The organism is Clostridium hydrogeniformans DSM 21757 (assembly GCF_000686705.1).
Classification (GTDB): Bacteria; Bacillota; Clostridia; order Clostridiales; family Clostridiaceae; genus Clostridium_Z; species Clostridium_Z hydrogeniformans.
In genome coordinates, this window is the sequence record NZ_JMLJ01000006.1 from 184,323 (window position 1) to 205,392 (window position 21,070).

16 protein-coding genes are annotated in these 21,070 nt (G+C 30.7%); 2 read left to right on the top strand and 14 right to left on the bottom strand.

All coding sequences use genetic code 11. From position 1 onward, the window contains the following. Positions 1-104 precede the first annotated feature (104 nt). Positions 105-434, bottom strand: coding sequence for a winged helix-turn-helix transcriptional regulator (locus BR69_RS0103520; protein ID WP_027631954.1), 330 nt, complete (start codon positions 432-434; stop codon positions 105-107). A gap of 441 nt (positions 435-875) precedes the next feature. On the opposite strand from BR69_RS0103520, the gene BR69_RS0103525 reads away from it, so the two are divergent. Together BR69_RS0103525 and BR69_RS0103530 are read left to right on the top strand one after the other, a co-directional pair. Further along, on the top strand, positions 876-1,202 hold the full coding sequence (locus BR69_RS0103525) for a cupin domain-containing protein (RefSeq protein ID WP_027631955.1): 327 nt from the start codon (positions 876-878) through the stop codon (positions 1,200-1,202). A gap of 46 nt (positions 1,203-1,248) precedes the next feature. Beyond that, on the top strand, positions 1,249-1,629 hold the full coding sequence (locus BR69_RS0103530; protein ID WP_027631956.1) for a VOC family protein: 381 nt from the start codon (positions 1,249-1,251) through the stop codon (positions 1,627-1,629). Positions 1,630-1,916: 287 nt separating this feature from the next. On the opposite strand, the gene BR69_RS0103535 is transcribed toward BR69_RS0103530, so the two are convergent. From BR69_RS0103535 to gcvPB, 13 genes are all read right to left on the bottom strand, one after another. Next, positions 1,917-3,710, bottom strand: coding sequence for an oleate hydratase (locus BR69_RS0103535; RefSeq protein ID WP_027631957.1), 1,794 nt, complete (start codon positions 3,708-3,710; stop codon positions 1,917-1,919). Positions 3,711-4,011: 301 nt separating this feature from the next. Continuing rightward, the gene (locus BR69_RS0103540) at positions 4,012-4,581 is read right to left on the bottom strand and encodes a TetR/AcrR family transcriptional regulator (protein ID WP_027631958.1); all 570 of its coding nucleotides are present in this window, start codon (positions 4,579-4,581) and stop codon (positions 4,012-4,014) included. 375 nt (positions 4,582-4,956) lie between these two features. Beyond that, positions 4,957-5,154, bottom strand: coding sequence for a hypothetical protein (locus BR69_RS0103545; protein WP_027631959.1), 198 nt, complete (start codon positions 5,152-5,154; stop codon positions 4,957-4,959). Positions 5,155-5,312: 158 nt separating this feature from the next. Next, positions 5,313-5,882: an alpha-ribazole phosphatase gene (cobC, locus tag BR69_RS0103550; protein WP_027631960.1), complete on the bottom strand. Its 570-nt coding sequence runs from the start codon at positions 5,880-5,882 to the stop codon at positions 5,313-5,315. A gap of 694 nt (positions 5,883-6,576) precedes the next feature. Next, positions 6,577-6,774, bottom strand: coding sequence for a CDGSH iron-sulfur domain-containing protein (locus tag BR69_RS0103555; RefSeq protein WP_027631961.1), 198 nt, complete (start codon positions 6,772-6,774; stop codon positions 6,577-6,579). A gap of 445 nt (positions 6,775-7,219) precedes the next feature. Further along, positions 7,220-8,611 (bottom strand): glutamate synthase-related protein, encoded by a 1,392-nt coding sequence (locus BR69_RS0103560; protein WP_027631962.1) that lies wholly within the window; start codon positions 8,609-8,611, stop codon positions 7,220-7,222. 554 nt (positions 8,612-9,165) lie between these two features. Continuing rightward, complete coding sequence (locus BR69_RS0103565; RefSeq protein ID WP_027631963.1) at positions 9,166-10,644, bottom strand: Lsa family ABC-F type ribosomal protection protein; 1,479 nt, start codon at positions 10,642-10,644, stop codon at positions 9,166-9,168. A gap of 1,407 nt (positions 10,645-12,051) precedes the next feature. Beyond that, complete coding sequence (locus BR69_RS0103570; RefSeq protein WP_242840646.1) at positions 12,052-12,996, bottom strand: restriction endonuclease subunit S; 945 nt, start codon at positions 12,994-12,996, stop codon at positions 12,052-12,054. A gap of 203 nt (positions 12,997-13,199) precedes the next feature. Further along, the gene (locus tag BR69_RS0103575) at positions 13,200-15,236 is read right to left on the bottom strand and encodes an HsdM family class I SAM-dependent methyltransferase (RefSeq protein ID WP_027631965.1); all 2,037 of its coding nucleotides are present in this window, start codon (positions 15,234-15,236) and stop codon (positions 13,200-13,202) included. A 4-nt stretch (positions 15,237-15,240) separates the two neighbouring features. Beyond that, positions 15,241-15,465 (bottom strand): helix-turn-helix domain-containing protein, encoded by a 225-nt coding sequence (locus BR69_RS0103580; protein ID WP_027631966.1) that lies wholly within the window; start codon positions 15,463-15,465, stop codon positions 15,241-15,243. A 415-nt stretch (positions 15,466-15,880) separates the two neighbouring features. Then, entirely contained in the window at positions 15,881-17,266 is a 1,386-nt protein-coding gene (gene rlmD / locus BR69_RS0103585) for a 23S rRNA (uracil(1939)-C(5))-methyltransferase RlmD (RefSeq protein WP_027631967.1), read from the bottom strand. A 578-nt stretch (positions 17,267-17,844) separates the two neighbouring features. Further along, entirely contained in the window at positions 17,845-19,020 is a 1,176-nt protein-coding gene (locus tag BR69_RS0103590) for an ATP-NAD kinase family protein (protein WP_027631968.1), read from the bottom strand. A gap of 311 nt (positions 19,021-19,331) precedes the next feature. Continuing rightward, positions 19,332-20,885: an aminomethyl-transferring glycine dehydrogenase subunit GcvPB gene (gene gcvPB / locus BR69_RS0103595; RefSeq protein ID WP_027631969.1), complete on the bottom strand. Its 1,554-nt coding sequence runs from the start codon at positions 20,883-20,885 to the stop codon at positions 19,332-19,334. Between the last annotated feature and the right edge of the window lie 185 nt (positions 20,886-21,070).

Consider the following 21,070-nt stretch of genomic DNA (forward strand, 5'->3'; position numbering starts at 1 on the left):
AGTAGTAATAATACCTCTATTTTAATATTCTTTTCCAATATTTATTAAACTTTCATATTTACATAATAGAAAATGAATTTCTTAAAAGTTACTAAAATTAGTTTTTATTGTTTAACACTGATTTGTTTAATGTGTTCAACACCCCATGTGTTCATAGAATCCAAGATTGGTTTCAATGAGCGTCCAAGTTCAGTCAGTGAGTATTCCACCTTAGGTGGTACTTCCGGATAAACCTTTCTATCAACTATTCCGTCTGATTCTAACTGTTTAAGCTGCTGGGTTAGCATTTTCTGGCTTATCCCACTAATTCCTTTACTTAGTTCAGAGAATCTTTGGGTTCCGTTATTAATCAGATTTCTTATTATTAAGACTTTCCATTTATGCCCTATCAAATTTACAGTATGTTCAATAGGACATGATTTATCACATGGCATTATACTTCCTCCAATTCATCTTTATTAAATACTTACTATTTGGTTAGTATTGAACTAAAAAGTGCCTTCTTGTACAAAGAAAGTAACTATACTATGATAAGTTTACAGTGATTCATTTGTAAATTCAAGCGCTTGTAATTGATTCATTGTTATTGATTCATACTAAAATAAATGGTAGTACTATGAAAAAAATCACTAAAAAATATAAACCTATATTATTGGGATTATTAATGGTCAGTTTTACATCATTTATTATTAATACTTGTTGGCAATGGCTATAAATTTTTTTCATTCATTAGATAAACCAGTGCTACTTACTCTTTGTTTAGCTGCCCCTATGGAAATATTTATTTCCATATAATTAAAAAGTAACTATGAAATTATAAAGGATTGAGTAAAAATATAAATACAACAAAACTATATAAAAAAGGAGAATTTATTATGCAAAAAATTAATATAGAAAATATTTTAGACTTTGCAGTTAGCAAAAGTTCCCGTAAAGAAATATTTAAAGAAGGTCAGCTAGATATTGGTCTTTTACTTTACGCTCCTGGCCAAACAACACCTGATCATAAACATTCTGATATTGATGAAGTTTTTTATGTAATTTCCGGTGAAGGTACAATTACTATAAACAATGAACCAATGCTTGTAAAAGAAAAAGACATCATTTTTTCTCCTCATGATGAAATCCATGGATTTCAAAATACAACTTCCTCCAATTGGGTGGTATTGCAGATTAAAATGATATTACCAAAAGAAAGCTAATACAAAGTTTATAAACACTAAATAATGAACTAGGAGGTATTAATGAATGTTTACACACATTGATCATATTGCAATTTCTGTAAAAGACAGAAAAAGGTCTATTGACTTTTATGAAAAAAATTTTGGATTTAAAAAATATTTTGAACATGATGTTCCTGGTATACCTGAGATTGAAAAAGTTGTCTATCTTCAACTAGGTAACACTATATTAGAACTTGAGAATTGGACAAATAAAAAAGTAAATTCTGGATACCACTTTTGCCTTATTAGCGATGACTTCGATGCCGATTACCATAGGCTTATAAAAGCTGGTGTACCTGTTGTTACCGAGCCCCATATTCCTAGTCCCAGAACCCCTCAAGAAAAGGGTTGGAAAAGGGTTGTCTTTAAAGGTCCAGATGACGAATATATCGAATTTCGAGGTTAGATCTACTTAAGAAAAAAGCTACTTGGAGTTCTAAATATTGTCTATTGTCTATTTTAAAAGTGAAGTTAAACCACGACAATTAAAAATTGTCGTGGTTTTTTATTGTCTTATTTAGAATTACCTTTTAAGTTTGAAAAGGACGAGGATTAATGAATTAGATGTGAAGTAATGGAACATAATAACTTTGGTAGGCTTGGGTAGCAATATAAATAATAAATATATATAAATTAAAATCCCGATTTTTTAAAATTCGGGATTTTAATCTAATTATCTAACTGTAAATGTTATTAAACAATTCCATATTCTTTTAATAACTTTTCAATGTCTGTTCCTGCTACTTGTTTGAAAATTTTACGTTTAGTCATTGGTGGTAAATCAAGTTTTGGTTTTTCTCCATCTAATAAACACACACCTGCATTTAATAAATACCTGATATCATATCTTGAACCATATACCTCAGGAACTCCTTTTTCAACTCCAGTTAAAACATATACTGCTTCCATAGCTGTACGTCCTGAATATTCTATAGTAAATACAGTATCACGTCCTGGATCATCTAATGTTTCAGCAAATTGTCCAAGGAAAGCAAAGTTTACTCCATTCTTTGGTACAACATATGGACGATCTCCAGCTGCACGAGGCATAAATTGAGATGTAATAAATGGCATCATAACAGGAACCGCACTACATGATTTTGCTAATTCTTCAATTTCTTCTGTAGGAACACCTATATGATATAACCATTCTTTTGTTATTTCCTTACCAGTACAATCTCTCATAGGCTTTTTAATATAATCTCCAGTGACATCAGAGAATAAACCATATACCCAAACAACAACATCTTTTTCAGGTTGTCCATAATACTGTTCTTGACGATTTATTGTCCAACTCATTAACCATGAAGAGTCAAGAGCTGTAACTATTCCCCCTGTTACAGTGCGTCCACCATATGGTGAACGTTTTGTGATCTTTTCAATATACTCTGGAACACGTTCATCATGACAAGTTACTGTACAAGACTCCCAATTAGATTTTTCTATATCTGTACAGAATTTATCTGGTCTTCCGAATTCATCTGATTGAGCCGCTATATTTCTCCATAACTTCCAACATCCTTCTGGCTCTTTATTAAATGGAGCAGGAGTATTGTCGTCACCATATCCAGAACCTTCAGTCATAGAACCATTAGTGATAAATACCAAATCATTCTCTGTTAAATCAATAGATATATCTTTTCCAGTTTTATCTGTTGCAACTATTCTTTTTGCCACCTTTTTATTATCTGAAATTAAGAACTCAACGTTATCAACAGTAACTCCATATTCAAATTTAGCACCATGATCCTCTAAATATTTAACCATTGGTTTTACAAATGAAGTGTATTGATCATGTCTTGAAAATTGCAGAGCAGAAAGAGTTGGCAAACCACCTACATGGTGGATGAAACGATTCATATATAATTTCATCTCTAAAGCACTATGCCAGTTCTCAAAAGCAAACATTGTTCTCCAATATATCCAGAAGTCAGTATTTAAAAGTTCTTCAGAAAAAATCTCTTCGATAGATTTATCCTCAAGTTCTTCATCTGTCATATTTACAAAAGCAGCTAATTCCATGGCTAACTCTTGACCTAAATTAAATTTACCATTGTCATATCTTTCACCTTGGTTTTTAGTAATACGACAATTGCTAAAGTTTGGATCATCGTAGTTTGTATAATAAAAGTGATCTAAAACTGTCATATTAGGATCTTCTGTAGATGGTAATGAACTAAATAAACCCCATAAAACTTCAAAATGGTGACCCATTTCACGTCCACCACGTGCTACATAATCCACATTTTGACGAACCTCTCCGTCTAAAGATCCCCCTGGAATATCTAATTGTTCTAAGAAGGTAATCTTGCTGCCATCCATGTGAGAATCACGAATTAAAAAACAACCAGCAGCTAAAGCTCCAATTCCAGTACCAATTAAATATGCTTTTTTATCTTCAATTCCTTTAGGCTTTCTTGCATTTACTAAAGCATGATAACTTCCATTTGTAAGTGTAAGTCTATCATCATGTGTCTTTAATTTCATTTTATCTCCTTCTTTCCTAATATTTTAATAGCTTTTAAATCTTACTATTATACTTAGAGATCTTTATATTCACTCTATTTAATATATCCATATGGTGTAATAAATAATAAGTATTCTTCTAATTTTATGGATACTTATTGTCTGTAAGATTTCTATAAGTCTATGATATAGTTTCTTTGTGTCTTTTTCATTAGATAAACAAACTGCCATGTTCGAAATTCGAACATGGCAGTTTATTTGCTTAATTTTTAGTCATTTAGTTTAAAGTGTCTGATAAAAAAGAATAACCTCTTGCTTTTTACTAAAGATTGCCTAAATCAGCACTTCGCTTAAGAGATAACTCAATATTCCCATCAAAAAGCTGCCCAATTCTTCTGACGATAGTATCAGGATCTTCTTTCATTCCAGAGGCAATCCAGTGTAGTACCATTTCAGTTAGGGCACACTGATAAAAGGAAGCAATTATTTTTCTATCTCCTAAAGAAGCTGAGATTCCTTCGCTTACCTTTTCCACATACCTAACCATCACATTTCCTGATACATTGTATATATAATTTACTAATTCCTCTCTTTGCATGGAATTATATACATGATAAATAGCTTTTTTGTTTTCTAAAGCAAATCTAGCAGCTAAAATAAAACTCTCCTCCCAAGAGAGAGTATCATTGTATTCATCAATGACTGTCTGAAGTTCTGTTTGAAATATTTCTGATAGAAGTGCATATACATCTGTGTAGTAATAATAAAAAGTATTTCTGTTGATTTCACATTCTGTAGCAATATCCTTAACTGTGATTTTGTTAAGAGGACGCTCATTCAGCATCTTTATAAATACCTGACGAATGATTTTTCTGGTATATTGCTGTGCCAAGTCCCCACCTCCTTGACCCTTTATCTTTATTCAAAATTATAACATATAGTAAATTATTTTCAAAAGTTAATTCATATAATTGTAAAATATCTTTAATACTATACTGATTAAGCTACTCATTCTTAATCTTTACATATAAATAACCCATAGATGTATTTTCATAAAAACATATCTCTTTGCTCATAGATTACATAATTTTATTAGATCTTAATATTATATAAAGTTCTTAAAATTATATTTGAAAATATTAAGCTTACTATGAAATATTGGAAGATTATTTTTATTCTAGTCGAAGTGATTAGATAAAATTTTTATTAATTACCCCTGTTCTAATTCAAGTAATTATAACTTCTGCTATTGTAAATATATTATGCTTTATAAATGAAATAAAACGTCTATTACATCTTTAATAATTCCACAACGCCAGCTTTTATAAAGTCCAATTCCTACAAATATTGAACCAACTATTGTTAGAGTTACTCCTAATGTAGCACTTACCTCTCTTTGAAAGGCAAAATAAAAACATCCTATTGATACAAATATAAAGACTAAACAAGATAACACCTTTTTCATAATATCTCCCTCTTTCTAATAATATATCCTGTAAGGATATCCATTTATTAATCATAAAACCCTAAAATCTTTCATACTTTCTCCAAGAATATAGTGTGAAAACCACATCAAATTTTGCTTCATAATAGCCACCTTTTGAAACTAAAATCTTTACTTAATTACATTTTCACTAACAACTCACTATCAATTTCAGTAATTACAGCATTATCTGTTTTAAACTTCATCATTTCATCGAAAGGCGTATTGGTTATATAACATTGTAAACACATGATTATAGCACTATGGGTTACAACTACAACATCATCATTCTCATTGATAATCTTATGAAGTGCTGTTACAACCCGTTCTAACATCTCTTGATATGATTCTCCTTTTGGAGGTTTAGTATATCTTCGATTTATGTACCACTCCTTATATTCTACTGGATACTGTTCTTTTACTTCGGTCCATGATAGCCCTTCCCATTGTCCAAAATTTATCTCCTCTAATTCTTTTATTGATATATAGTCAACATTAGTTGCCTCACTTAAAATTTCTGATGTTTTAAGTGCTCTTCTTTGTGGACTTGAATATATCTTTGAAAATCTATAATTTTTCTCTAATAGTTTATTACTCAGTTTTTCTGCCTGTTTAATTCCCGTTTCATTAAGTTCAATATCACAGCTTCCTTGTATTTTTTCTTTTAAATTCCAATCTGTTTGTCCATGTCTTATCAAAAATAATTTCATAAATCATCCTCCACCTACTTCTCCCTAACAAGCTATATATTTACATTACTTAACTGTATAAAACATCACTATATCTTTCAAATATTCATTTTTGTTATCTTCCAACTGGTTAGTCTTCTTTAAATTATATGAATATAGTCTTTGTCATGGTAATTCAATTTCTCCTTATAAAATAAGTACATTCATTTATCCACTAACCCCAATCACTATATTGGTAATTATACCATATAATTCAAATTAATTTATTTAATACTACTCAATACTTACCCCCCTACTACCAAAAACACCATAATCTATTATTTTTATTTTAGAAAATAATATAAAATAAATTGACACCATAATATATATTATGGTGTCAATTTGATTCTAGGTGTCCTATTTAAGCCTAAGGTTATCTATAAAACCTTATATTATTTAACTAATTTAACCATAGTCTACACATCTATTGAGTAATGTATATAGATAAATTATATACAGTAATATAGTGTTATTATAATCATTGTTTATATTTTACATAAAGATTTTCTCAAATAAAATTCTCTTTATGTAAAAGAATATGGATGTATGTTGATATCTTGGGCATAAAAAATTGAACTTCTAAATATGCTTTTTGTTTATCCCTTAGATATAATAAGTATCCAAAATAAAAAAAGATAACATTAAACAAAGTTATCTTTTTGTTCTTCTTTAATTATTATTTTGTACGAACTTTACTCTCAAATTTACCTTGATGAGCACCATCGCAATGAGGTTTATTTTGTGATAAACCACATCTACATAAATGAAACTCAGAGGAGGTTTCCATAGTTTTACCTTCCCCATCAATTAATTCTGCTTCACCTTTTATAATAAGTGGTGCGTTATCAAGTACTTGAATTTTAATATCTGCCATTGCTTTATTCCTCCCTATTATATTTATTACTATGATTTATAAGATAAATCTATATCTTATTATGCACTTAAGTTAACACCTTATTCATAGAGGAAATCTTTCTTCAGGTGGTGTTCTTTCCACTATCTGAAGTTTAGATGAATTAGTCTATGAGTCTAGTAATTGTTATCCCCAACCTCTTAAGAGAATGGATAACAGTTGGTAGACATCAGATAAAAATCCAACTCACAAGAGACTCCTCCAGTTATCTGGGTCTTTACCATATAAAGACAAGGTCATTAAATACTTATCCTAACTTTATTGCTATAAATTCTTATAAAATATAAAAAGTTTCCAAGCATTGAAGTAACATCAGTAATCTATTTACTATTATAACAATACTTAGAAACCATTATTTTTTATTATCATATAAATAAGTCTTATGTCCTAATATAGGTAGTTGGTTTTACGTATGCCTTATATTTGTAAATTCTGATATTTCTCTGTTGATCGTGCATAAATCATCAATGCAAATGTCATGAATCTTTGAATGTCCAGTAATCCTTCCAAATGTTTTAAGTTCTTCTAAAGAAACATTTAAAAAGTTTGCTACTCTCTTAGCGCCAGCTTCTACATTTAGTCGTTTTCTAAGTTCCGGATCTTGTGTTGCAATGCCTACTGGGCACAATCCAGTTCCACAGATTCGATACTGTTGACAAGCTGCTGCCATCAAAGCTGAAGAAGCTATTGCAACTGCATCTGCACCCATGGCCAGTGCTTTTGCAAAATCAGAGGATACCCTTAATCCTCCAGTAATAATAAGTTGTATATCTGATTTAACAGAATCTAAATATTTTCTTGCTCTATATAATGCATAAATTGTTGGAACACTTGTGGCATCCCTAATTATCTGAGGGCTTGCTGCAGTGGCTCCACCTCTTCCATCAATTGTAATGAAGTCAGGTTCTGCAAACACACAATATTCCATATCACTTTCAATCTTACATGCAGCGACTTTAATACCAATTGGTCTTCCCCCTGATTCATCTCTTAGTTTACTTACTAACTCCTTCAGATCTTCTTTTGAGTTAATACTATCAAATTTAGATGGACTAATAACATCTTGACCCATTGGTTTATTTCTTATTTCAGCTATTTCTTTAGTTACTTTTTCCGCTGGAAGAAGTCCACCCATTCCAGGTTTACTTCCCTGCCCAATTTTAATTTCAATAGCATCTGAATTTTGAAGATTTTCCTTAGTAACGCTATAAAGATTTGGTACATATTCAAATATGTATTTATAAGAAGTATTCATTTCTTCTGGTAAAATTCCACCCTCACCGCTGCACATTGCAGTTTTAGCCATAGCACTTCCTTTTGCCAATGCAATCTTTGTCTCCTTAGATAAAGCTCCAAATGACATGTGTGAAATATAAACAGGGTTCTCAAGTCTCATTGGCTTCTTTGCATTTTTACCAATTATTGTTACTGTATCAACTTCAGCAAACTCATCTAAAGGAGGTGGATTTAGCTGATTTCCTAATATAAGAATATCATCCCAATTTGGAATATACATTTTTGTTCCCATTGAACCAATGATTTGTTTTCCTGTAACTGCCATTTGATGTATTTCATCCATATAACGACTGCTTTTATCAGATCTTTCATATTCCTTTAAATAGGATAGATTATTTTCACCTTTATATACCTTAATATTTTCATCCTCTTTTTTGTTTATTTCTTTACTGTCTGTTATTTTTTCAAAAGCACTTGCAGGCTGTTTACATACTGGACATTCTTCAGGTGGTGTTTCTCCTTTGTGAATATAACCACATACTTTGCATTTATAACTTTCCATACATATATTCCTCCTATTGTAGAAATGAGTAGATACTACCCATCTTTTAATTTATATATATGCTTTTTGAATTTATATATATTCCCTTTTCAGTTTATATCAACTAACATGATTTGCAGCACATAAGAATCTACAATCATTATCATAATGAATATATCTTTTACCTTTCGTATTATTTTATGCAATAGAGGATTATACCTATATCAACAAGTTATTCTATCATATAAATTGTGTACAGGTATTTCATTTGTAAATGCATGGTGTATACATGATTTGATAGACACATAGAAGGTACTTTAATAAAATAAGTAAAAGAATTCTTCCCAAAAGAATATAATACAAAACATATTAATTGCTTTAAGTTATGTATATCTGGTGTTTCTGAATTAGCCCATCTTAACCAAAAGCCCCTCAAACCTAAAAAGGTCTGAGGGACATACAACACTCTTCAATATTTACTTAAAGATCTTCAAAAGCTTTAAAATGGAGATCATTTATTTACTCAAATCTTACTTTTATATTCCCATTAAATACACTAATTACCATTTATCCCTTTACAATCTTATTGTTTTTGTTGCAACATTTTCACAAAATGCACTATCATGCTCAACAAACAAAATTGTAGATTCATGTTCAATTAACAATTTCTCAATTTGCATACGAGAAATAACATCGATAAAATTCAATGGTTCATCCCAAATATACAAATGTGCTCGTTCACACAAACTTTTGGCAATCAATACCTTTTTCTTCTGTCCCCCACTAAAATCCTCCATATTCTTTTCAAACTGTTCTCTTGAAAAATCAAGTTTTCTAAGAATTGATTTAAATAAGCTCTCGTCAATACAGTGTTTATCTGCATACTCAGATAAGTTACCATATAAATCTGAAGTATCTTGTGATACATAGGAAATAATTAATTTATTATTCTTTCTTACAATTCCACTATGGGGGATGTCTTCTCCATAAATTAATTTCAATATACTTGATTTTCCACTGCCATTCTTTCCTTGAATAGCAATTCTTTCACCTTGCTCTATAGTGAAACTTACTCCTTCACATACAATTCTATCGTTGTATTTAATTACAACCTCTGTAAGTTCTACAAGCTTTTTATCATGGAAAGGAATCGTTACTATCTTTAAACTTTCATTGTATTCAACATTTTTAAGAAGCTTTGATTTTTCCTCAATCATGTTTTGTTGTCTAGCTTCTATATTTTTAGCACGCTTCATCATTTTTGCGGCTTTATGGCCAACATATCCTTTATCTAACTTGCTCCCAGAATTAGTAGTTCCATACTTGCTGCTTTCAACACTATCTGACCACGTAGATGTACGTTTTGCTGATTTGGAAAGTCTGTTAATATCCTTTTTTAATTTTTCATTTTCTGCTTGCTCAAATCCATCTTGTAATTCTTTGTTTCTCCACCATGAAGAAAAATTACCTTTTTGTATCTCAATATTAGTTTTATTAATAGACAAGATATGGTCAACACAATTATCTAAAAAAGACCTATCATGAGAAATCAGAACAAATCCTTTCTTTTTTTTCAAGTAATTACTTAGTTTTTGCCTAGCTTCAGAATCTAAATGATTGGTAGGCTCATCAATAAGTAAGAAGGAGTTCTCCTTCAAAAACATAGCAGCTAGCAAAGCTTTGGTCTGCTCTCCTTTAGATAGTGTGTTAAACTGTCTATATAAAGCATCATAATCCATATCTAACAAAGATAACTCTTTTACTATTTCCCAATCCATTGAATTTGGACTAATCTCTTTTATAACATCTATTGTAAAATTGCTTTTCTCCTGCACCTCATAAGGAAAATATTCAAAAGTCACATCTGCTGAGATGTTTCCATTATATTCGTGCTTTCCAAGCAAAAGATTTAGAAAAGTAGTCTTTCCCCTTCCATTCCTTCCAGTAAATCCTAATTTCCAATCTGTATCAATTTGAAAACTTACATTTTCAAAAATATTATCATAACTACCTTCATAACCAAAGGTTAGATTTGTAACATTTATTAAAGACATATTTTTGTCCTCCTCTGTATTTAATATTATAAATATCAAAATCAGAACAATAGGCGACCTTGTTATTACTCCATATAAGTGTCGCCTGTAGTATCCGACTCTATATGGAGATTATCATGCGTTAGCAAAGTATCATTATTTATCATAATATTATTCATACTCCTTATTGAAATTATTTATCCTATGACACCATTCGTTATCTCCCATCTTCTACAAATGGGAGATAACGGATGCTACGTACATGGATAAGTTCTTCTAAACTTCAGTTGGAGTAAGTATTCCTTTTAAGCAAACTCCATCTGAAGCTAAGAATTACTTGATAAAAAAAATAAGAGCTGCAAGAATAATTATTCTTACAGCTCATAGATATACGTAGTTAAGCTAATTATTATAGCGTAACACAAATATATATTAAGAGAAAAAAGAATAACTTTCTTGCATAAGTACAACAAAAAAACAGAACACACCTGTTTATCCTTGTATTAAATGTACTTTAAAAATTAGCAAGAAAAATTAATCATTTTTTCACCTCAAATTTCATTTTTTTATCATCGTACCATTATGCGTTGAAAAAGTCAATAAAGAGTGAATTAAGAAAATCTATTTCTTCTTTATCTTTAAAATACACTCCACATGTAACCTTGAATGAACTGGTGAAGGTAGTTGTTAGTTTCACAGGAAGCACAAAATTGCAGTTAAAGAAGTAGAAAGTTCCGTTGTGGTACTATTCTGCGAAAACGGTGTGAGTTAATGAATTAGACAATGAAATTGGGATATCTATGTAATTGTCAAATAGCCCTACTGTATTCCATATTTTCTATGTAATTATTTTTTATGTTCCCACACTACATATCAATACCCACAGAAACATTAATATATTTGAAAATGTTATAAAATCATTTGCCACCATACTATATAATATGGTGGCAATTTTATACTAACTGTTCTATTTAATTCTAAAGTTATCTACAAAACATTATGTTATTTAACTAATTTAACCATAGTCTCCACATGCGATGAGGGTATTATCCTATAATAAATGGTATACGTATAGGTTTTAAAAAGAAAATGAAGTTATTACTCAAAAGTATTGCTACTAAAAAGGTAATTTTGCTAACTCTGTTTGACAAGCAATATCAGTATTAAAAAATCTTCTGAGAATAATAAACTCTGCTAACTTCCTCAAACCGCCAATATAACCAATTCTTCTCCATCCCTCTCATGTAGGCAAGCATTCTTTCATTTGAGTATATAAACACATGAATATCAGGGTTTAAAAGTCTATATTGAGTAAACTCTTGTGTTAGGATAATTGATAGTGAATGAAACAATCATTTGTGGTCGTATTAGATATAACAACCCACAGGAAGGAGCTGGCGACTACTTCGATAACTTCTTTTACTTTTTCTATGCTTTTTTATTTATAATACTTTTTGTATTATCTAATTTTTTATTGGCATACAAAACAACATCTTTTATAACGAGCTTTTGAATAGCAGAGATAAAGGTTCTCATTATTTCGTAATTTGGTTTATAGTTCTTTGCGGGTAGTGAAACTTTGTCTGTTTGTATTTTTTTATTACTTATACTATCACCCCAAGAATATTTATGTCCCAAACTTTTATTAATACAAGTTACTAAGTATAATTGATTTAATTTACTTTTTTCTTCTTCATTTTTTAGAGATAAAATCAAATTATGACTGTCGTTTGAATAAAAATCTTTTTCTTGGTATGTAACAACAAAAGTTTTTCCACCAATAAAAATACAATTTCCTTTATCAAGATATGTTTCATCATAAGAAATATATGAACTTACTGCATTATTTTCACTACTTGCACACAAGTAAGGAGTTTCTCCACTATTTTCAACAATATCTCTAGATAAAATATTTCCAGAGTTTTTTACATTAAATAAATCTACAACGTTAAACTTTTCAAACTTCATATTTTCAAAATTATCTAAAACCTTTTGTTCTTCAGCTGTTAAAGAATAATCTTTTAGTCCGGTAGCTGATAAATATGCTTCTAACTCCGCTATACGATCCGCTTCTAGCTCCACTATAAAACTCTCCATAAATTCAAAATCTATTTTACTATTTTTTGTAGGGAGGGTTATAATTGTATTCTTTAATTCAATTTTTGTCGCTTTTTTATTATAAGAATATTTGCTTTTAATAACTTTATCAATTGAAGCAATAATAAACATTTGATTTATTTTATTTAATTTTTCACTTTGTAATACACTTGTTGCACCGTGTCCATCTTTTAAATAAAAAGGTGTTTCTAGATATACAATATTTTGATTGTTTGAATGTATTAAGATTGTTGGCTTTCCATTTTTATTATTCAAAACTTTATTTGTTAACTGATGATATGAAATTATTCCATTATTTATGGTCGCTTGCCCGTAAAAAGGATATATGCTTTCTGTCTCATCTTTTAATTCTTCAAGTTTTAGAGGGTCAATTTCTTTTTGTGACTGCCATTGTAATACGTCTTCAATTCTATACTCGCCCCACTCAACATTTTTCAGTTTCTTGTTAAGTGGGGCATCTATTTTCCCAGGATTTGATCCTCTTTGTTTTGCTGTTTCAAGATATTAGAAACTTCCCAAGCCAAATAGTCACTTACAGTTTTTTTAAAATCTTGCAATGTTGGTCTAGTGTCTATAGGTACTGTTTGATTCCAGTCAGCTCCATTTTGGGGGTCTATGGTGTTTTCATAATATTCTTTATCAGTAAAAATATTGAGTTTACTTTTCCCAAAACGTACTAAGTTTACTAATTCTTCATATCGTTCTTTTGCACGGTCTGTATCTTTTAGATTATTACTTGATTTTTTACGATTAGTTCTAGTATATCCATCATTAGAAAAATCAATAAACTTCACCATTTCATCTTTATGATGTTTTTCGTTTACTTTAAAAACATATATATTAGTTTGTACGCTTGATTTACCGATAAAGATATCCACAGGCATTTTAATACTTGCTAAAAGTGTGTGTGTTTCTAAAATTCTCTTATTGTATTCTTTGGCTTTTCCTGAACCTGCTGAGTTTTGGATAATAATAGCAGCATAGCCTTTATTCATCATTCCAAGGGCTTTTTCTACAAAGTTCATACCATTTCCATTAGCAGAATACGGGGGGTTTAGAACAAAAGCATCAGCAGGGAATTTGCTGTCTATTTTACCAAAACCGTAATTTCCATCAAAATCTTTTAAAGAGTCTTTATTTAAAATATTCGAGCTTCCATCCCCCATCAAAATCATATTTAGAATTGCTAACATATACACGCTTGAAAGCAACTCTAAACCTAGCAATTGTTCAGCTTTTATTCTAATCTCTTTTTGAGTAAGTTCTTCAGGTGAAGTAATTGTGTTTTTGGCATCAATGAGCATTTCATTCATAGCAGCAACCAACAATCCAGCAGATCCTGTAGCAAAATCCCACACATAAGAATCTTTGTTTACCCGTGCTAATTTCACCAAAAGAGTCGCAACATAAGATGGGGTAAGCACTACATCATTAAGTTTGTCTTGCGAAAAACCGAGCCATCCATACATTTCATTAAAAAGTTTCCCTGTGAAATCAGTTGTTAAACCTATCTTGTAATATATTCCCAGATCATCTACAATTTTAGTAAAAACCCTTTTTAATTGACTTTCACCATTTTCAACTTTGTTGATATTATCAGTTAAAAGTGTATTTTGTAAAGTTCTTACAATCAGTTCTTTTTTTTGTTTTGGTAGTTCTTTTTCACCCAAAAAAGCTTCTATTTTTCTTACTATTATTTCGCCATCAGTACTTCCTTTTTCAGTAGAAGATTTTAGATCAGATTTTTCGAGTGGTTTAACTTTTCCGGGTATTCCAATTGTTGCAATAATAGAAGCAGCAACGAGATAAACACGATCATTTTCACCTAAACCTTTTTCATTTTGATAAATATCATTATTGAGCTTTACTAAACTAGCATCAATTTCTTTTTCACGCTGTTCTTTTAGTTTGTCAATTTCCTCTTGTGATAAATGTAAAGTTTTTACTTTCTCAATAAACTTATCAAAATATTTAGGTGCTAAAAAAGAAAAATCTGTAAACTCCCCAACTTTTTGCCCTACGCCAAAATTACTCTTTGAAACATAGTAAACTCCTATTTCGTGTCTGATTTTTCCAGTTTCATCTTTGTGTCCCGTCATACCAATGGCAATAATATCAGTATAACTAGTATGATGTAGCAAAGCATTTGCATAATGCACTGCTCCGTTTACTGCAAAAGAATTTATATTTTTAAAATGTGGCTCATTTTTTTTGGTTCTATTTTCAACTTGTCCATTATCATCAAGTTTTACAAGTTTATCTTTGTAGCCCTTATACTCAATGAGAACAGGATAAAAATCTAAATTTTTGTCTTGTAATAGTAATTTTGTATCTGGACGATTTGCACCTGCTCCACCATTTTTAGTAAAGTAATCAGAAAGTGCTTTCTCTATTTCAGTATTTAAAGATTCCTGTTCTAATTTATAATCTAATTTGTAAGATTTAAGCCAAGTGTTCGCTAAATCTGCAATATTAGGTTCTATTGATTTTACCATTTACTTATAACCTCCTGCTATTTAAGTCTTCTGTTATAAATTCTAATATATCATCCACACCACAACCAAGAACACCACATATTTTCTCAATGCTATCAAGAGAAACATACCTATCCCTTTTAAGGCGTGTGATAATATTAGCACTGAATCCTGCTCTTTCAGCAAGTTCAGCATTAGACATCTTCTTATCTATCAATAGCTTAAACAGTTTATTATAGCACACTGCCATCTGTCGCAACCTCCTATAGTGTCTATTTTAATTAACATTATATCACGATTATGTGAAATTTTATATGCATAAATGAAATTATTCAAATTAATCCTCTAGCATTCCACAGAGTTCCCCACAGTTATTAGACTGAATAATCGATTTCAAATTTGGAAAATATATATAAAAGAGTATATTGATACCCCCTAAATCCGGCAATTAATCCATTTTGTTTAGTTTTGTTACATATCTTTTTTATTTCCAAACACTACGCATATATCTCCACTCTACCAGTCCAAGTAAACAGACTTCCCAAAAACAAAAAAGACAAGTAACTGATTTACCATCCTTTTACTTGTCTCTTCTCTATCATTTTACCCCTTAGAGTTTAATTTGCTCTATTCTAAAGGGTTCTAAATCCCTTTTACCAAAAGGTTTATTTTATACTTGTGAGCAAACATACCGTCTCCACGTGTGACGTATGAGGGAACATATCCACTGGCTGCACCTCTTTTGCTTCATATCCCATTTCCTTTAATATCCCAAGATCCCTTCCTAGAGTACTTGGGTCACAAGATACATATACTATTCTCTTAGGTCCCATTTTCCCTATGGCTTCTAGTAGTTCTACTCCACAACCTTTTCTTGGGGGATCTACCACAACTACATCTGCATATACTCCATCTCTTATAAGGTCTGGTATTACCTTTTCTGCTTCCCCTACTATAAACTCCGCATTCTCTATTCCATTTTCCTTTGCATTTATTTTAGCATTTTCAATGGCTGGAGCAACTATTTCTACTCCATATACTTTCTTAGCTTTCTTAGATAAGAATAAGGATATGGTTCCTGTTCCACAGTAAGCATCAAAGACAGTTTCTTCTCCTGTAAGCCCTGCATACTCTAGAGCTTTCCCATATAAAACTTCTGTTTGGTCTGGATTTACTTGGAAGAAAGATAATGGAGATATATTAAAGTGGAATTCTCCTATATAATCCTTTATGGTATCACTTCCCCATAAGGTTATACATTCCTCTCCAAGGACCACATTGGTGTTCTTAGAATTCACATTCTGCACTACACTTTTTAACCCCTTTATGTTTTCCTTAAGTAAGGCTACAAGCTCCTCTTTTCCTTTTAATTCTCTTGAGGCAGTTACCATAACTACCATTACTTCTCCTGTCTTATAGCCTTTTCTCACCATTATATGTCTTACTCTATTTTTAAGGTCTGCTTTATTCTTCTTTTCTAAGTGTTCCTTCTCATCATAAGCTTTTATGTTATTATTTTTCATCCAATATCTTATGATTTCTCCTACCTTATCAGCCTCTTCATGTTGTATATGGCAGGTTTTCATATCTATAATGTCATGACTTCTTGGAGCATAAAAGCCTATATTTATCTCCTTATTATTCTCTCCTACTGGAAGCTGAACCTTATTTCTATATCTATAAGGGTTCTCCATACCTAAAGTAGGGTTTACCTTAACATCCTTTAGCTTTCCTATCTTTACTAAACAATCCTCAACCCTTTTTGTCTTAAAGTCTAATTGTTTTTCATAGGAAGAGTGTTGAAGACTACATCCTCCACATCTATTATATATAGAGCATACTGGTTCTTTTCTATGTTCACTTTCTTCTATTATCTCTATTAATTTTCCAAAGGCAAAGTTCTTGTTCACCTTTACTATCTTTACCTTAACCTTTTCTCCTTCTAAAGCTCCCTTTATAAATACTGGAAACCCATCTACCTTTGCTATTCCTTCACCTTCATATCCTAAAGAAACTATATCTAATATATAATCCTTATTTTTCTCTACCAAAGAAATCCCTCCTATGTTTAAATCACTATACTTTTTCTTAATTAAACTTTAATAAAATCTCACCTTAATGACTTATAAATAGTAAAGTCTATGGTAGAGATTAACTTTCCATAACCCTCCATTGATTCAACTAATACTTTATATGGAGACTTAATAAAATTCTTTCCCTAGAATTTATACATTATAAAAGTATACCTTAATGCTTAGGCTATGTAAATCCATATATACTTCCCTTAAGAGCTTTACATATTTTAAGTATTAATTATATTATTACCTTACAACAAATTAATATAAAAACCTTAAGAGGGATGGTTTATAATAAAATAATTATAAACCATCCCTCTCTACTTTCTTAATTAAAACTACTGTTTAATACCTAACTAAAATATAGATGTAATTTAGCAGTATATCTCTTATTTTAAATCAAATATATATCTAAGTTTTTCATATATATAATCTTAATTGATTCATTAAAAAGATCTTTAAATTATATTCCTTTAGTTAGGTGTATACATTAGTTTTTAAACTTCTTCAATATAAGTATTCATTATTACTATATTAGCTTTAAAGAATAAAATTTAACACTCCACCTTATACATTACCATATCCTTATAGCCTGTTATGACTTTTACATAGCCTGATAGATACTTGTCCATAACTTCATAGCCTGTATCTACTAATAGAGGACTTCCCTTTAACTCTGTGATTTTCTCCTTTGTGGCTATTATAATTATATTGTCTCTTCCAGCTTCTCCTATTATCCTTGGACTTAACTGTTGATTACCTCTTCCAAATATATGACCTTGTCCACCTATAGGAGTTATTATTATCTTTGACTTTTTCCCTCTTATAATTGATAGTATTTCCTTTTCACTTCCATCTAATTTCACTATTCTCTTATTATAAATTACATCTACCCCTAATAATGTTCCATCTAAAGAAAGCTCTTCCATTATAAACTTGGTAGTCGATCCTGGTCCTACTATATAATAGGTATCTTCCTCCATGGTATCAACTATATATTTAGCCATGGATTTTTTTATCCCATCTTCTTTCATTGAACTTCCACACTTTAAGTTTTGCATATATTGTTTATCATAGGGAACTTTTAAATATCCATAAAGCCTTGTTCTAACCTGACCTTTTCTAAAGGAATCCTCATCTATATCCATTACCTCTACTTCTTTTACATGGGTCTTCCTATTATCCTCTAAAAACTTTCTTGCCATCTCTCCTGCTTTTACTGGGGACTTAGCATATACAGGAGAATGAATTTTAACTCCAGATGGAATTCCAAGAACTACTCCCTTAAGTTCTACAGCTTCATATATATTTCTCGCAGTCCCATCTCCTCCAGCAAATATTATTAAGTCAACTCCTTCTTCAATTAAGGCTCTTGCCCCCCTTATGGTATCCTCAGAAGTAGTTATATATGTTCTTTCATTTTTAATTTCTTCATGCTCTTCAATATTACTATGAGTATCTTCTTTAAAACTTTCATCCTCTATAACCCTAGTATTAAAACCTAATTCTAAAGCTATATCCTCTCCCATAACCCCTTTAAAAGTTATGATTTCTACACTATCCTTTATGGGAAGAAGTTCCTTTAGAGCCCTTTTAGCTTTTAAAGGTGATTCCATAACAGCCCCAAGAGTAATCGCCTTATTATATACCTCTTCTCCATCAGTACCCTTAAGCCCAACCTTTCCTCCCATACCTGCCACTGGATTTATTATTAAACCTATCTTTTTCAACTTCTCCCCCTCCTTAAATATACCTAAAATTAAAACCCTAAGTTTCTTTATCTATAAATAAACTTAAGGTTCTACTAGAAGCTTTATACTTCTACTATTTAGTGTTATTAAATATAAATAAAATATTATAAAGCTCCTAGCTAAGTTTTATTTTTTCTTATAAAGGTTTACTTTAAATCACTATTTTTAAACTCTTATTTTCTTAAATTGAGATAAAGATTATGAGAAATTCCTAATACCAAACTTTAAAAACCTATGTCTACTTACTTTTTATAAAATTCTAAAGCTGAACATATACTAAATGTTTAAAACTATTTAGCTATATTTTTATAAACTCTCCAAGATGGACACCATTTTTTCTCATCATCTAGAACAGTGTAATCTATTTTGTGAACCACACTATTATGAGGAGCAGTTTTAACTATTTCAGGATTTTCATAACACTCTTTTGAAATATGCCTTAATACTTCAATATATTCATCTAAATCTTCTTTAGAAGTAGTTTCTGTTGGCTCCAAGGTAAATGGCGATGGAACAATATAAGGATGATGGCTAGTCCAGAAATGTAATCCAAAGTCGAACATCCTATTTTGGAACTCCTCAATGGTAACTCCAGTGTCTTCATATAACTTTTCAAAGCTATATCTAACCTGCTCTATTCTTTGCTTTCCTTCTATATAAGGAGCACTAGCTCCCTTTATTTCTAATACCTTTTTAAATAAATAGTTATTATTTAAAACTGCAACCTTTCCAACTTCATATAATCCTTCTCCACCTAAACTCATAATCCAAGAATATGCCTTAAGCACTACCTGTGGTACTCCATAGAATGATCTAACCTTTCCAATAGAATTTTCAAGGTTATAGTTTAAGAAATATTCCTCTCCATTGAAATCCACAATAGGTGCTGGCAAGAAGCTTTCTAATTCTTTAGTAACTCCTAAAGCCCCTGTTGCTGGTCCTCCACATCCATGAGGGGTAGAGAAAGTCTTATGAAGATTAAAGAAGCACATATGAAATCCTGCTTCCTTTGCCCTTGTTACTCCAAGAAGTCCATTGGCATTAGCTTGGTCATAACAACATAATCCTCCTACCTTATGAACTAAATCTGTGAATTCTTTTATCCTACTATTATAAACTCCTGTATCTTCTGGATTAGCTATTATAAATCCAGCTGTCCTCTCAGATACAGCTGCCTTAAAGGCTTCAAAGTCTGGATACCCCTCCTTGTCTGGATATATGGTTATTATTTTATATCCCTTTAATGCTGGTGCTGCTGCATCAGAAGGATGAGAAAACATAGTGGTTATTATTTCATCTTTATGAGTATTATTATTTTTTTCATGATATGCCCTAACTATAGATGCCATAGCCATAATTGCTTGGCTTCCACTTCCTGGTTGAAAAGAAAATCTATCCATACCTGATATTTCTCTTAAAAAAGTATCTAACTTATATGTTATTTCTAATATTCCTTGGGTTGTTGATGTATCTTGATAAGGATGAAGCTCAGTAATTTTGTTCATCTTCGCTAAAGTTTCATTTACCTTTGGGCTATATTTCATGGTGCAAGTTCCTTGACCTATCTCCACATTAAAATCTGCTCCTATAGTCTCTTGAGAAAGCCTTAAATAATGTCTTAAAACTATATGTTGAGAAACCTCTGGTAAATTAGGTTCTTCTCTTCTTCTCATAGATTCTGGGATTCTTGATAATCCTATCCCAACAGCCTCTTCTATTTCCTCCTCTACCTTTGGAGGAAGAACTCCTCTTTGCCCCTTCTTACTTAACTCAAATATTATAGGTTCATCCCACTTTGCTTGGTGGAACTTTCTAACCTTATGGTCTCTATTTATTTTTTTCATATAATATTTTCTCCTTTCCTTAAAGTTAAAAGGTAAATATCTATTCTATTAATTATTGATTCTTACATAATATATTTCTTAGGAAATAATAATGGTATCCCCACCTTATAATCATAATATTCTGAAATTAGTTTCTAAATATAAATAATAACTTTTTACTTATTCTCTTATATATATTATTTTAT